Origin of the sequence: Aeromicrobium sp. S22, assembly GCF_009661045.1 — a bacterium.
Classification (GTDB): Bacteria; Actinomycetota; Actinomycetes; order Propionibacteriales; family Nocardioidaceae; genus Aeromicrobium; species Aeromicrobium yanjiei.
In genome coordinates, this window is the sequence record NZ_WJWV01000002.1 from 724,273 (window position 1) to 738,748 (window position 14,476).

General features: G+C 69.9%; 12 protein-coding genes. 9 read left to right on the plus strand and 3 right to left on the minus strand.

Annotation, left to right across the window (positions count from 1 at the left end; genetic code table 11):
* Nucleotides 1-2 precede the first annotated feature (2 nt).
* Genes GEV27_RS12120 through GEV27_RS12145 form a run of 6 tightly spaced genes read left to right on the plus strand, consistent with a single transcriptional unit; the run spans nucleotide 3 to nucleotide 5,127 of the window.
* Nucleotides 3-1,319, plus strand: a complete 1,317-nt coding sequence (locus GEV27_RS12120) for a fatty acid desaturase (RefSeq protein WP_153911544.1) — start codon at nucleotides 3-5, stop codon at nucleotides 1,317-1,319.
* A gap of 21 nt (nucleotides 1,320-1,340) precedes the next feature.
* Nucleotides 1,341-1,556, plus strand: coding sequence for a hypothetical protein (locus GEV27_RS12125; protein ID WP_153652277.1), 216 nt, complete (start codon nucleotides 1,341-1,343; stop codon nucleotides 1,554-1,556).
* 15 nt (nucleotides 1,557-1,571) lie between these two features.
* A complete protein-coding gene (locus tag GEV27_RS12130; protein ID WP_153934454.1) occupies nucleotides 1,572-2,849 on the plus strand; it encodes an NAD(P)/FAD-dependent oxidoreductase in 1,278 nt (425 codons plus the stop codon).
* A complete protein-coding gene (locus tag GEV27_RS12135; protein ID WP_309222210.1) occupies nucleotides 2,846-3,613 on the plus strand; it encodes a DUF1365 domain-containing protein in 768 nt (255 codons plus the stop codon). Before GEV27_RS12130 ends, GEV27_RS12135 begins: the two co-directional genes overlap by 4 nt.
* Entirely contained in the window at nucleotides 3,610-4,839 is a 1,230-nt protein-coding gene (locus GEV27_RS12140) for a cyclopropane-fatty-acyl-phospholipid synthase family protein (RefSeq protein WP_153911546.1), read from the plus strand. The genes GEV27_RS12135 and GEV27_RS12140 overlap by 4 nt, the downstream gene beginning before the upstream one ends.
* Before the next feature lie 3 nt (nucleotides 4,840-4,842).
* On the plus strand, nucleotides 4,843-5,127 hold the full coding sequence (locus tag GEV27_RS12145) for a WhiB family transcriptional regulator (protein WP_153652273.1): 285 nt from the start codon (nucleotides 4,843-4,845) through the stop codon (nucleotides 5,125-5,127).
* A 12-nt stretch (nucleotides 5,128-5,139) separates the two neighbouring features.
* Here GEV27_RS12145 and GEV27_RS12150 read toward each other — a convergent pair whose 3' ends face one another.
* Together GEV27_RS12150 and GEV27_RS12155 are read right to left on the minus strand one after the other, a co-directional pair.
* Nucleotides 5,140-6,288, minus strand: coding sequence for a DUF3152 domain-containing protein (locus GEV27_RS12150; RefSeq protein ID WP_194944192.1), 1,149 nt, complete (start codon nucleotides 6,286-6,288; stop codon nucleotides 5,140-5,142).
* 34 nt (nucleotides 6,289-6,322) lie between these two features.
* Nucleotides 6,323-9,244 carry a bifunctional [glutamine synthetase] adenylyltransferase/[glutamine synthetase]-adenylyl-L-tyrosine phosphorylase gene (locus GEV27_RS12155; RefSeq protein WP_309222211.1) on the minus strand — a complete coding sequence of 974 codons (2,922 nt, stop codon included), beginning with the start codon at nucleotides 9,242-9,244 and terminating at the stop codon, nucleotides 6,323-6,325.
* 111 nt (nucleotides 9,245-9,355) lie between these two features.
* Here GEV27_RS12155 and GEV27_RS12160 point away from each other — a divergent pair, with 111 nt between their 5' ends.
* Both GEV27_RS12160 and GEV27_RS12165 read left to right on the plus strand, forming a co-directional pair.
* Nucleotides 9,356-9,784 carry a YciI family protein gene (locus tag GEV27_RS12160; RefSeq protein ID WP_153934458.1) on the plus strand — a complete coding sequence of 143 codons (429 nt, stop codon included), beginning with the start codon at nucleotides 9,356-9,358 and terminating at the stop codon, nucleotides 9,782-9,784.
* Between the two features lie 27 nt (nucleotides 9,785-9,811).
* Nucleotides 9,812-11,086 (plus strand): RNA polymerase sigma factor, encoded by a 1,275-nt coding sequence (locus tag GEV27_RS12165; RefSeq protein WP_309222212.1) that lies wholly within the window; start codon nucleotides 9,812-9,814, stop codon nucleotides 11,084-11,086.
* Between the two features lie 12 nt (nucleotides 11,087-11,098).
* On the opposite strand, the gene glnA is transcribed toward GEV27_RS12165, so the two are convergent.
* Nucleotides 11,099-12,436 (minus strand): type I glutamate--ammonia ligase, encoded by a 1,338-nt coding sequence (glnA, locus tag GEV27_RS12170; protein WP_153652268.1) that lies wholly within the window; start codon nucleotides 12,434-12,436, stop codon nucleotides 11,099-11,101.
* Nucleotides 12,437-12,526: 90 nt separating this feature from the next.
* On the opposite strand from glnA, the gene GEV27_RS12175 reads away from it, so the two are divergent.
* The gene (locus tag GEV27_RS12175; RefSeq protein WP_153934462.1) at nucleotides 12,527-14,278 is read left to right on the plus strand and encodes an NAD+ synthase; all 1,752 of its coding nucleotides are present in this window, start codon (nucleotides 12,527-12,529) and stop codon (nucleotides 14,276-14,278) included.
* Nucleotides 14,279-14,476 lie beyond the last annotated feature (198 nt).

A 14,476-nucleotide genomic window follows, 5' to 3' on the forward strand; every position in this document is an offset into this window, starting at 1 on the left:
CCATGGCCGCCCTCACGACCGCCATCGCACGCAAGTTCACCAAGAACGCGCCCATCAAGCCGCGGAGTGCGAGCAACCACAACACCGCTCCCCTGACGCTGATCAACCCGACGTCCGAGAGGCCGGCCACGATCGGTCTGGACTACATGACGTACGAGCAGCTCGAGGAGTTCGGGCGTGAGCTCGACGCCGTGCGCCAGCGCGTGCTCGACGACCTGGGGCAGAAGGACGCCGACTACATCCGCCGGGTCATCCGCATCCAGCGTGGCGCCGAGGTCGTGGGTCGCATCGGCATCTTCATGCCGTTCTTCCCGCCGGCGTTCATCGCGGGCATCGGCTCGCTCGCCGTGGCCAAGATCCTCGACAACATGGAGATCGGCCACAACGTCATGCACGGCCAGTACGACTGGATGAACGATCCGATGATCGACGGCGCCCGCTACGAGTGGGACAACATCGCGCCGGCCCAGGACTGGAAGCACGGCCACAACTACATCCACCACACGTACACCAACATCCACGGCATGGACCGGGACATCGGCTACAACATGTTCCGCATCGACGAGGACCAGCCGTGGTACCCCAGCCACCGCTTCAACCTGCCCCTCGCAACAGCACTGATGATGGTGTTCGAGTGGGGCATCATGTACCACGGCGTCGAGCTCGACCAGTACCTCCACGGCAAGATCTCGAAGGAGGACTTCGAGGGTCGCAAGAAGCGCGCGTTCAAGAAGATCCGCAAGCAGGTCTTCAAGGACTACATCGCCTGGCCCGCACTCGGCCTGGCCCTCGTCCCGTTCATGGGCTGGTGGGCGCCTGTCGCGATCCTCGGCGCGAACGTCGCGGCCAACGTCATCCGCAACGTGTGGACCTTCCTGATCATCTTCTGCGGCCACTTCCCGGCCGAGGTGGAGACGTTCAAGGAAGAGGACGCGCAGAACGAGAACCGTGGCCAGTGGTACCTGCGCCAGCTGCTCGGCTCGGCGAACATCACCGGTCGCAAGCCGTTCCACGTCATGACCGGCAACCTGAGCTACCAGATCGAGCACCACCTGTTCCCCGACATCCCGGCCCGTCGCTACCCCGAGGTCGCCGAGGACGTCAACCGTCTGGTCGAGAAGTACGGCCTGCACTACAACACGGGACGGCTCTCCAAGCAGCTCGGCAGCGTCATCCGCCAGCTGGCCAAGCTCGGCAAGAAGCCCAGCGATCCCTACAAGATCGGCAACAGCCCCGAGAGCAAGGCGCTGCGCCGCGCCAAGCGTGAAGAGGCCGCACGTCGCCTTGAGACCGCTGGTGCGTCACACTTGGCCTCCTAGGTCAAATCAGGAGGGGACGCCATGGCGCTGAGTCGGCGAGAGATCGTCAAGGACGTCCTGCAGCAGTCGACCGAGGCGGCCATCGGCAGTGCCGGCCACGTCGTGGCCATCTTGTTCGACACGGCTCGACAGATCACGCGTGAGGTCGGCGCGTTCGGCACGGAGATCTTCGAGATCGCCGAGGCGAGCAAACGGGCCAACGAGGACGTCGAGGACACCCATCCGGCTGCCGGTTAGCGACGAATCCCCGACATGGAATCGTCCTCTGCCCGGCGCCGGGTCGCTGTCATCGGATCCGGCGTCTCGGGTCTCACCGCCGCCTATCTCCTTCGCCGGGACCACGACGTCACGGTCTTCGAGTCCGACGGCCGGGTCGGCGGCCACGCCCACACCCACACGGTCGAGGGTGCGGACGCGACCCACCGTGTCGACAGCGGCTTCATCGTCCACAACGACCGGACCTATCCCCTGCTGCGGCGCCTCTTCGCGGAGCTCGACGTCGAGGTGCACCCCACCGAGATGAGCATGAGCATCCGCTGCGACGGCTGCGGGCTCGAGTACGCCGGCGGGCGCGGCGGCAAGGGCGTGTTCGCCCAGCGGCGACGCCTCCTGGACGTGCGCCATCTGCGCCTGCTGCTCGCGGTGAAGAGGTTCGGGCGACTGGCCAACCGGCTGCTCGACTCCGAGGAGTCACCGACGGACCCCCTGACGTACGGGGACTTCCTGCGCATCAACGGCTTCTCGGACCACTTCATCTCCCACTACGCGATCCCGGTCGTGTCGTGCGTGTGGTCGTCCGGGCACGAGACCGCGTTGTCCTACCCCGCGCGCTATCTGTTCGAGTTCCTCAAGCACCACGGCTTCTTGTCCATCAAGGGCTCGCCCCAGTGGTTCACGGTCGTCGGCGGATCGGGCACGTACGTCGACAAGGTCGCCGACGCGATCGGCGACGTGCGCACCGGGGTCGGCATCCGGTCGGTCACCCGCAAGCCCGACCAGGTCGAGCTGATCGACACCAACGGCGACCTCCACCACGCCGATGCCGTGGTCATCGCCACGCACGCGAACGACGCGCTCGCGCTGCTCACCGATCCCAGCGACGAGGAGCGCCACGTGCTGGGGGCGTTCGCCTACTCCGACAACGAGGTCGTGCTGCACCGCGACCCGACGCTGCTGCCTGGTGCGGAGGCGGCGCGCTCGGCCTGGAACTACCGGATGGACGACTGCTCGACCCGCAGCGAGCACTCAGCCGTCACCTACTGGATGAACCGGCTGCAGGGCATCGAGAGCGCCGACCCGTTCCTCGTGACCCTCAACTCGACCGAGAGCATCGATCCCACGACCGTCGTGGCGACCATGGCGTACACGCACCCGATCTACACCACGGAGTCGGTGGCCGCCCAGGCCGGTCTCGCGGCCCTCTCGAGCGAGCAGACCGTGTTCGCGGGGGCGTACCACGGTTGGGGATTCCACGAGGACGGCTGCCGCTCGGGCGTCGCGGCTGCGGAGGCGCTGGGATCGCCGTGGTGAGCACGGTCCAGCCCAGGGGCGGGCTCCGGACGCTCCCCCAGCTGCCGGCCCTGGTGGAGGGCACCGTCGCGCACACCCGGCGCACCCCGCTGCGTCACCGGTTCTCGCACCGCGTCTACCAGTGGCTGGTCGACGTGGACGACCTGCCGCGCATGGGCCGCCCGTTCAGCGCGTTCTCGACGTTCCGCGCCGCGGACCACATCGGCGACCCCGAGGCCACGATCCGCGCCAACATCGAGCGGTTCTGCGCCGCCCACGGCGTTGACGTGACCGGCTGCCGACTGCTGATGCTCGCCAATGCGCGAGTGCTGGGTCACACGTTCGACCCGCTCAGCGTCTTCTGGGCCATCGCAGCGGACGGATCGCTGGCCTGCATCGTCGCGGAGGTGCACAACACGTACGGCGAGCGGCACGCGTACCTCCTGCAGCCCGACGACGCCGGCCGCACCGAGGTCGACAAGGCGTTCTACGTCTCGCCGTTCTTCGCGGTCGAGGGCAGGTACGACCTGCGATTCGTGCTGGCAGCCGAGCAGATCTCGTCCAGCATCGTGCTGCGTCACGACGGCGAGGCGGTGTTCAGCGCGACCTTCCGCGGGACGCCCCGACCGGCCACCCGGCGGCACCTCGCAGAACTTCTCATCAAGATGCCATTCATGACCCATCGCACCAGCCTTCTGATCCGAATACACGGTGCATGGCTCTGGATCCGCAGACTGCCGGTCGTTCCGCGACCGGCGTACGAACCGCAGGAAGGCACCCGATGACGCAGCTCGCCACCGCTCGTTGGCCCGGCATCGCCCACACCCCTCGCACCCCGCTCAAGGCGCGCGCCGCACGTGCCATCCTCCGCCCGACGGCCAAGCACGTCCCGGTCCGTCTGACGTTCTCCGACGGGACGGTCTGGGGCGCGGGCGACGCGTCCTCGCCCGAGATGCGCATCGTGCGCCCCAAGGCGTTCTTCGCGCGGCTGGGCGCCGGCAGCAAGATCGGCTTCGGCGAGGCCTACATGGCCGGCGACTGGACGGCCGGCCCCGACACCGACCTGGCCGATCTCCTGCGGCCGTTCGCCGAGCGCATGGCCACGATCGTGCCGGTGCCCCTGCAGAAGTTCCGGGTCTTCGTCGACGAGAAGCTGCCGCACCAGCAGCGCAACTCGCTCACCGGCTCGAAGAAGAACATCGAGGCCCACTACGACCTGTCCAACGATCTGTTCGCGCAGTTCCTCGACCCCTCGATGTCGTACTCGGCCGCCTGGTTCGCGACGCCCGACCAGGACCTCGAGGCCGCCCAGATGCACAAGATCGACGGCATCCTCGACCAGGCCGGCGTCACCGCCGGCACCAGGCTGCTCGAGATCGGCAGCGGCTGGGGCGCCCTCGCGATCCGCGCGGCCCAGCGCGGCGCCGACGTCACCACGATCACGCTGTCCAAGGAGCAGGCCGTCCTCGCGGAGGAGCGGTTCGCCGACGCGGGCGTCGAGGTCGACCTGCGGCTCATGGACTATCGAGAGGTCACCGGTCAGTACGACGCGATCGTCAGCGTCGAGATGATCGAGGCGGTCGGCGAGGAGTACTGGCCGACGTACTTCGCCACGATCGACCGGCTCCTGGCCCCCGGCGGCAAGGTCTCGATCCAGGCCATCACGATGGCCCACCACCGCTACCTGGCCACGCGCGACTCGTACGGCTGGATCCAGAAGTACATCTTCCCGGGCGGCCTGATCCCGTCCCTCGAGGCGATCGACCACACGCTGGCCGATCACACGACGCTCGCGGTGACCGACCAGCGGTCGCTGGGTCAGGACTACGCCCGCACGTTGCGACAGTGGCGCGAGAGGTTCAACGCCAACTGGGCCACGATCCACGACCAGGGCTTCGACGAGACGTTCAGACGGATGTGGGAGTTCTACCTGGCGTACTGCGAGGCGGGCTTCGCGGCCGGCTACATCGACGTCTTCCAGCTGCGCATGTCGCGCCCGAGCGAGGTGTGAGCCATGGCTTCCATCTCGCGTCTGCCGATGCCCATCCAGGAGACCTACGAGTGGCAGTACGACGGTGCGTGCCGCGGGGCCGACCCGGAGACGTTCTTCTCCCCCGACGCCGAGCGCGGACCCCGTCGCCGCGCCCGTGAGTCGGCCGCCAAGGCCCTGTGCGCGGTGTGCCCGGTCGTGCAGCAGTGCCTCGAGCACGCGCTGGCCGTCCGCGAGCCGTACGGCGTCTGGGGCGGCCTGACGATCAACGAGCGCGACAGCATCCTGCAGGCGCAGAAGGCCGGCTAGCCTCCGCCCCGGTCACCAGCCGTAGCGGGGGGCGTGGAGCTCGTTCCTCTTCGGCCACGGGTTGATCGTGCAGCCGCCGAGCCCCTTGGACTGCTGCTGCATCACCGGCGCGGCCTGGCCCTTGCCTCCGCACCCCACGTGCCCGCGACCGAACCAGTGCCCGGTCTCGTGGTTGACCACCAGGTGGCGATAGCTGCGCACCGAGCCCTTGCGGGATTTCCAGGCCGGGCTGGCCTTGAGCCAGCGGGTCTGGTTGATGATGACGTTGCGCCCCACCCGGCAGCTGTAGGTCGAGCTGCACCCGGAGGAGAAGCTCGGGACCTTCGAGGCCTGGCTGAGCACGAGGGTGAAGTCACCGCCCTTCGACACCCGCTTGAACCGCACACCCATCGCGCGCCAGCCGCGCGGGTCGTCATAGGTCTCCTGGGCGTGCCTCTTGAACGTCGTCAGGCTCGTGCTGATCGAGCCGCGGGTCGCGACCCGGTAGGTGACGACCTTGCGGACGCTGCGGACGTGCTGCCCGGTCACCGCGGTCGATCGTGCCGTCGCGGTCGAGTAGCCGGTGCGCTTGGCCTTGACCCGGAAGCGGATCTTCGCGCCCACGTCCGAGGGACCGACCGTGTGGTGGCGGCCCGTGGCACCGCTGATGGGCTTGTCGTTGCGCAGCCAGCGGTACTCCAACCGCACACCTCGTGACCACGACCCCGATGTGCCGGTGAGCCGGTGCCCGTACCTGGGGCTGCCCGAGATCTTCGGCCGGGCCGTGTGGGTGATCGTTCCCTTCGCGACCGGGCGGGTCCTGGCGCTGGTCGCCGCCACGGGCGCCGAGCCGTCCCGGGTCGCCGTCACCCGCACCGCGTACGTCCGCCCGATGTCGTTCGTGCTCGTGAGCCGGCGCGTGACGTTGGCCGGTGAGTCGCTCCCGACCGGTGCGCCGTCACGCAGCCACTGGTACGAGAACGTGACGTCGCCGGGCGTCCACGCACCGGGGACCGCCCTCAGCGTGCCGTCGTACTGCGCGCGTCCGGACACGGTCGGCGTGCCGGGCACGATGGCCTCGTCCGCCGCGCTGGCAGGTGCGGCGAGCAGCGAGGCCGCCAGCACCGTGATGACCAGGGCGATGACCGCCCGGACGCTCCTGCGCATGATCGTGCTCCCCACGTCGACAGCTTCCGACGATACTCGCCGACAGCCCTCACTCGTAGAAGATGCGCTCCACGACCTTGCGGGCGTGACGGGTCGTCCGGAGGTAGTCGTCGTTCAGCCGCTCCCCCTCGTCCATGCCGTAGCCGAGCAGGTGCGCCACGCCGGCCCGCTCCCCCGCGTGCTCGACCATGGACTCGGCCGCCTTGCCGCGCATGAGGACGACCGCGTTGCGGATGCGGCTGACGAGCCGCCAGGCCGCCTCGAGCGCCATCGCGTCGTCGTGGCTGACGAGGTCTGCGCCGACCGCGGCATGGAGCGCGGTCAGCGTGCGGGTCGTCCGCAGCTCCGGCACCGCGTGGGCGTGCTGCATCTGCAGCAGCTGGACCGTCCACTCGACGTCGGCGAGACCGCCACGGCCCAGCTTCAGGTGCGTCTTGGGGTTCGCGCCGCGCGGCAGCCGCTCGGAGTCCACGCGCGCCTTGATGCGGCGGATCTCGCGGATCTCGTCGGCTGTGGCACCGCCCTCGGGGAACCGGAGCGGGTCGATCAGCTCGGTGAAGCGCGCATTGAGGTCGGCGTCGCCGACCGCGGCGTTGGCCCGCAGCAGCGCCTGGGCCTCCCAGACGGCCGACCACTTCTCGTAGTACGCCCGGTAGGACGCGAACGTCCGCACGAGGGGACCGTTCTTGCCCTCGGGTCGCAGCTCCGCGTCGACCTCGAGCGCGGGATCGTCGCCCGGCGCCGCCAGCATGCGGCGCAGGCCCTGGACGACCGCGGTGGCGGCCGCAGCGGCCTCGGTGTCGTCCGCCCCCTCGCAGGGGTCGTGGACGAACATGACGTCGGCGTCGGACCCGTAGCCGGCCTCGCCCCCGCCGAGTCGTCCCATCAGGACGATCGAGAGCCGGGTCGGCATCGCACCGCGCTCGGCCTCGACCGCGGCGGTGGACGCCTTGAGGGCGCCGGCCAGCGTGGCCGTCGAGATGTCGGTCAGCGCCTCGCCGACCTCGGTGATGTCGAGGCGTCCCAGCACGTCGGCGATGCCGACCCGGGACAGCTCACGGCGGCGCACGCGGCGCACGGCCCGGATCGCGTCCTGCGGGTTGCGGTGCCGGTCGGCCGCGAGGTCGACCTCGGTCCGCAGGCGTTCGCGCTCGAGCGGCCTGAGCTCGGCGTCGTCGCCGAGGAGCGCGACCGAGTCGGGTGCGCGCAGGATCAGATCGGTGACGTAGCGGCTCGACGAGAGGACGTGTGCGAGCTGCTCGGCGCCCTCCCCCTCGTCGCGCAGCTTGCGCAGGTACCAGTGCGTCTCCCCGAGCCCCTCGGAGATCTTGCGGAACGCCAGCAGGCCCGCATCCGGGTCGGGTGACTCCGCGAACCAGGCCAGCATCGCCGGCAGCAGCGACTTCTGGATCGAGGCGCGACGCGACAGACCGGACGTGAGCGCCTGGATGTGCGCGAGCGCACCCTTCGGGTCGACGAAGCCCAGCGCCGTGAGACGTTCCTCGGCCGCGAGCGGGGTGAGCCGCAGGTGATCGGTGGGCAATGAGGCCACGGCCTCGAGCAGCGGCTGGTAGAAGAGCTTCTCGTGCAGGCGCCGCACGATGCGGCGGTGCGCCTGCCACTCCTTGGTGAGCGCCTCGGCCGAGTTCTGCCGAAATCCCATGCTGCGGCCGAGTCTGCGCAGGTCCTCCGGGTCGTCGGGGACGATGTGGCTGCGGCGCAGCTTGTAGAGCTGGATCCGGTGCTCGAGCGTGCGCAGGAACTCGTACGCCTCCTCCATCGCCGCGCCGTCGCGCCGTCCCACGTAGCCGCCGTCGATGAGCGCCCCGAGCGCCTTCAGCGTCGTGGGGCTGCGCAGGGTCTCGTCCGCGCGGCCGTGGACGAGCTGCAGCAGCTGCACCGCGAACTCGACGTCCCGCAGCCCGCCCGCCCCGAGCTTGAGCTGACGACTGCGCTGCGCCGCCGGGATGTTGTCGATCACGCGACGGCGCATCGCGCGGACGTCCGAGACGAAGTGGGGCCGGGTGCTGGCGAGCCAGATCATGGGCGACAACGCGTCGATGTACGCCTGGCCGAGCTCTTCGTCCCCGGCCGCGAAGCGGGCCTTGAGCAGCGCCTGGAACTCCCACGTGCTGGCCCACTTCTCGTAGTAGGCGATGTGGCTCGCGAGCGTCCGCACCAAGGGTCCGTTCTTGCCCTCGGGACGCAGCTCGGCGTCGACCTCCCAGATCGTCCCCTCACCGGTGTGCTCACGGCACAGCTTCATGACCGCCGCGGCCAGGCGTGTGGCGGCGCCGATCGCCGCACCGTCGTCGGCGCCCTCCGCAGGCTCGTGCACGAAGATCACGTCGACGTCGCTGAGGTAGTTGAGCTCGTGACCGCCGGTCTTGCCCATCGCGATGATCGTCAGGCGGCACAGATCGGCGTCCGGCTCGGCCTCACGGGCGATCCGCAGCGCCGCGCCGAGGGTGGCCACGGCGAGGTCGGAGAGCTCGGCCGAGGACTCCTCGAACGTGGTCAGCGCAGTCAGGTCACGAGCGGCGATGTGCAGCAGCTTGCGGTGGTAGGCGACCCGCAGCTCGTCGGCGTCGGTCGCCTCCTCCATCTGCTGGCGGCGCAGGTCCAGCGGGATGGGACGACGAGCCAGATCGGTCGAGGCCAGGTCGCGCACGTGCTCGGGGTGACGGGTCAGGAAGTCGCCGAGGGCCTCGCTGGTGCCCAGCACGACGAGCAGCCGCAACCGCAGCTCGTCGTCGCTCGCGAGCATCTCGAGCAGCTCGCCAGGCGCCATGCGCGACGCAATCGAGCTGAGCGACGACAGCGCGGCGTCCGGGCTCGCCACCGAGGCGATCTGGTCGACCAGTGCCTCCGGGACGTCGCCGAGGGACTCCAGGCTCGCCACGGCGGCCTGCCCGTCGCGGAATCCCTTGCGGGCAAGTGTCACGGCCAGGTCACGTGCGTCTGTTGCCACGTCTGCAGGCTACCGGCAGACCGCCCCGGCCTGTCGGTCGATCTGGGCATGGCCCGTTCGAAGCATTGGTGAGAGGGTCGACGTGCGGCCCGCACACCGAGGAGACAGACCATGAAGTACATGCTGATCATGCGAACGCCCGAGATGGTCGAGATGCCCGAGGACGTCGACTTCACCGAGGTCATCAACGCGATGGGCGCCTACAACGAGTCCTTGATCAAGGCCGGCGTCCTGCTCGCCGGCGAGGGCCTGGCTCCTCCCGACGAGGGGTTCGTGGTCGACTTCGACCAGACGCCGCCGGTCGTGACCGACGGCCCGTACGCCGAGGCGAAGGAGCTGTTCAACGGCTTCTGGATGATCCAGACCTCGACCAAGGAGGAGGCCGCCGAGTGGGCCAAGCGCTGCCCGCTCGGACCCGGCATGCGCCTGGAGGTCCGGCGGGTGACGGAGACCGAGGAGTTCGACCAGGACAACGAGTACATCCAGAAGGAGTACGAGTGGCGCGAGCAGCTGGGGACTGACCGGCCCGTCCAGGGCTGATCGCCGCCCATGGCCGAGGACCGGGCGGTGGCTGCCTCCGAGAGCGAGGCGGCCGCCGCCCGTCGCCGTGTCGAGGCGCTCTGGCGCATCGAGTCCGCCCGCATCGTGGCGACCCTGACCCGGGTCGTGGGCGACTTCGGCCTCGCCGAGGACCTCGCCCAGGAGGCATTCGTCGACGCCCTCACCCAGTGGCCGCGCGACGGCGTTCCGCCCAACCCCGCCGCGTGGCTCACGACCGTCGCCAAGCGCAAGGGCATCGACCGGCGTCGCCGGCTCGCGCGCCTGGACGACCGCCACGCCGCTATCGCGTACTCGCTCGCCGAGCAGCACCGGCTCGCCGCGATCGATCACGAGCCGCCGTGGGACCCCGAGACGGTCGACGACGACGTGCTGCGGCTCATCTTCACCGCGTGCCACCCGATCCTGCCGCGCGAGTCGCAGATCGCGCTGACCCTGCGCGTCGTCGGCGGACTGACGACCGAGGAGATCGCGCGCGCGTTCATGGTGCCGGTGAGCACGGTGCAGCAGCGGATCGTGCGCGCCAAGCGGACGATCTCCGCGGCAGCGGTGCCGTTCGAGGTGCCGTCCCGCGAGGAGCTCGGCGGCCGGCTGGCGTCGGTCCTGCAGGTGGTCTACCTGATCTTCAACGAGGGGTACGCCGCGACGGCCGGCTCGAGCTGGATGCGGACCGATCTCGCCGGCGAGGCGCTGCGGCTCGCACGGATCGTCAGCTCCCTCGTCCCGGACGAGCCCGACGCCCACGCCCTCCGGGCGCTGCTCGAGCTGCAGGCCTCGCGCTTCGCCGCGCGCGTCGACGCGGACGGCGAGCCCGTCCTGCTCGCGGACCAGGACCGCTCGCGGTGGGACCACGACCAGATCCGGCGAGGCCGGGCCGCGCTCGCGAAGGCTGACGCGATCGGCCGGGGCCGCGGCGCGTACGCCCTGCAGGCGGCGATCGCCGAGTGCCATGCGGTCGCACCCTCGACCGACGAGACGGACTGGGCGCGCATCGTCGGGCTCTACGAGTCGCTGGCCGAGGTCGCGCCGTCACCAGTGGTCGATCTCAACCGCGCTGTCGCCGTCGCGATGGCGCACGGTCCGGCGGCCGGTCTGGCAGCGGTGGACGAGATCGTCGCGACCGGGGCGATGACCGGCTCCGCGCTCCTGCCGGGCGTACGAGGAGAGCTGCTGGCTCGCCTCGGTCGGCGCGACGAGGCACGCGAGGAGCTGTTGGCAGCGGCTGCCCTCACCCGCAACGAGCGGGAGCGGGCCGTGCTGCTGCAGAAGGCCGGGCGGACCTGAGCGGCGGTCCGCTCAGACCATCGGCATGAGGCGATCGATCTCGAACTGCGTGACCTGCGAGCGGTAGTCCTGCCACTCCGCGCGCTTGTTGCGCAGGAAGAAGTCGAAGACGTGCTCGCCGAGGGTCTCGGCGACCAGCTCGCTGGTCTCCATCGTGCGGATCGCCTCGTCGAGGTTGCGCGGCAGCGGCGCGATGCCCATGGCCTTGCGCTCGTTCTCCGACAGCGACCAGACGTCGTCCTCGGCCTCGGGCGGCAGCTCGTACTTCTCCTCGATGCCCTTGAGTCCCGCGGCCAGGATCAGCGCGAACGCGAGGTACGGGTTGCAGGCCGAGTCGACCGCCCGGTTCTCGACGCGCGCGGAGTTGCCCTTGTGCGGCTTGTACATCGGCACGCGGATCAGGGCCGAGCGGTTGTTGTGGCCCCAGCACACGTAGTTGGGTGCCTCTCCCCCGCCGGCGAGGCGCTTGTAGGAGTTGACCCACTGGTTGGTGACCGCGGTGATCTCGGGGGTGTGGTGCAGGACGCCGGCGATGAACGCGCGTCCCGTCCGCGACAGCTGGTACTCCGCACCGGCCTCGTAGAACGCGTTCTCGTCGCCCTCGAACAGCGAGACGTGCGTGTGCATGCCCGATCCGGGGTGCTCGGTGAACGGCTTGGGCATGAACGAGGCCCACTTGCCCTGGCTCAGCGCGACCTCGCGCACGACCGTGCGGAACGTCATGATGTTGTCGGCCGTCGAGAGTGCGTCGGCGTAACGCAGGTCGATCTCCTGCTGGCCCGGACCGCCCTCGTGGTGGCTGAACTCGACCGAGATGCCCATGTTCTCGAGCATCGTGATGACCTCGCGGCGGAAGTCCTGGCCGCCGCCCTGCGCGGTGTGGTCGAAGTAGCCGCTGTCGTCCACGGGAACCGGACGGTCACCTGCGTCGGGCTTGCCCTTGAAGAGGAAGAACTCGATCTCGGGGTGCGTGTAGAACGTGAAGCCCGCCTCGGCCGCCTTCTGCAGCGCACGCTTCAGCACGTGGCGCGGATCGGCGTACGACGGCGTGCCGTCGGGCATGAGGATGTCGCAGAACATGCGGGCCGTCGCCGGGGTCTCGCCGCGCCACGGCAGGATCTGGAACGTCGACGGGTCCGGCATCGCGAGCATGTCGGCCTCATGGACGCGGGCGAAGCCCTCGATCGCCGAGCCGTCGAAGCCGATGCCCTCGGCGAATGCGCCCTCGAGCTCGGCCGGCGCGATCGCGACCGACTTCAGGGATCCCAGGACGTCGGTGAACCACAGACGTACGAATCGGACGTCGCGCTCCTCGAGCGCGCGCAGGACGAAGTCTTCCTGTTTTCCCATGCGGTCATTGTCCCACGCGGATTGTTACGGCGTTGTTACGCCCGGCGGCGGCCCGGGCGTGCCCACTGGCGCCGCACTAGGGTTCTTGGCATGCCCCAGCTGCGCCTCGCCCTCGCCCAAGTCAACGCCACGGTGGGTGACCTCGCCGGCAACGCCGACCTCGTCGTCGAGCACTGCAAGGACGCCGCCGCCCAGGGCGTGCACCTCGTCGTCTTCCCCGAGATGATGCTGACCGGCTACCCGATCGAGGATCTCGCGATGCGGGCCTCGCTCATCAAGGCGTCACGCGCGACCGCGGAGTCCCTCGCCACCCGCCTGCAGGACGAGGGCTGCGGCGACGTCGTGGCGGTCGTCGGCTTCCTCGACCATGCCGAGGGCTCCTCGCAGGGATTCGGCATCCCCAAGAACGCGCCGCTCAACTCCGTCGCGGTGATGCACGGCGGCCGGATCGTCGCGCGCCAGGCCAAGCACCACCTGTGGAACTACGGCGTCGGCGACGAGATCCGCAACTTCGTCCCCGGCCACGAGATCAACATCCTGCAGATCGGCGGCATCGACGTCGCGCTGGCGATCTGCGAGGACCTGTGGCGTGACGGCCCCTCCGCCGCGGCGAAGGCAGCCGAGGCAGCCCTCCTGGTCGTCCCCAACGGCTCGCCGTACGAGGCCGACAAGGACGACGTACGCCTCGAGCTGTGCTCGCGCCGGGCCCGCGAGGGCGAGTGCGTCCTCGCGTACGTCAACCTGGTCGGCGGCCAGGACGAGCTCGTCTTCGACGGCGACTCGCTCGTGGTCGACCAGGACGGGACCGTCCTCGGGCGCTCGGGCCAGTTCGATCCCGAGCTGCTCGTCGTCGATCTCGACCTGCCTGCTGCGACACCGGCGATGCCGGATGCCGAGGAGCGCTTCGGTGGCCTCGCGATCAGGCGCACGATCATCAGCTCCGAGCCCTTCGCGGCGTACGAGCCCCTGCCCGTCACCCAGGCCGAGCGGATGCCGCGCCACCAGGAGATCTGGACCGCGCTCGTCACGGGGCTGCGCGACTACGTGCACAAGAACGGCTTCTCGTCGGTCCTGTTCGGCATGTCCGGCGGCATCGACTCCACCCTCGTCGCGGCGATCGCGGTGGACGCCCTGGGCGCCGACAAGGTCTTCGGCGTCTCCAACCCGAGCGCGTGGTCGACCGAGCACTCCCGCAGCGACGCCGCGGAGCAGGCACGCCGCACCGGCCTCACCCTGCAGACCGTGCCGATCGCGCCGATCTTCGATGCGTACCAGGAGGCGCTGCACCTCGACGGCCTCGCAGAGGAGAACTTGCAGGCCCGCATCCGCGCGGTCATCTGGATGGGGCTGTCCAACCAGCACGGCCACCTCGTGCTCGCGTGCGGCAACAAGTCCGAGCTCGCCACGGGCTACTCCACGATCTACGGCGACGCGGTCGGCGGCTACGCCCCGATCAAGGACGTCCCCAAGACCCTCGTGTGGGAGCTCGCGCGGTGGCGCAACGCGTACGCGGTCGAGCGCGGCGAGACTCCGCCCATCCCCGAGGGGACGATCTCCAAGCCCCCGTCGGCCGAGCTGCGGCCCGGTCAGCTCGACTCGGACTCGCTGCCGCCCTACGACCAGCTCGACGCCGTGCTCGACGCGTACGTCGAGCGCGATCTCGGCTCCGTGGACGTCATCGCCGAGGGCTTCGACCCCGCACTCGTCGAGCGCGTCATCGGCCTGGTCGACCGCGCGGAGTACAAGCGTCGCCAGTACCCGCCGGGACCCAAGGTCTCGCGGCGCAACTTCGGCCGCGACCGGCGCGTGCCCATCACCCACCGGTGGCGCGAGAAGCTCTGACGCCCACCCGGTCGTCGCCACCCGGTCGCCGCCCTCCGGGGGACCGACGATGAGGGTTTCTGGCAACTCCGGCGACCACTAACCCTCATCCTCGGTGCGCCCCGTCCGCGCGATGAGGGTTCGGGGCAGCTCCAGCAACCGCAAACCCTCATCCTTGGTCCCCGTCGGCAGTCGGACGGGTGAGTTGGTTCACACTCC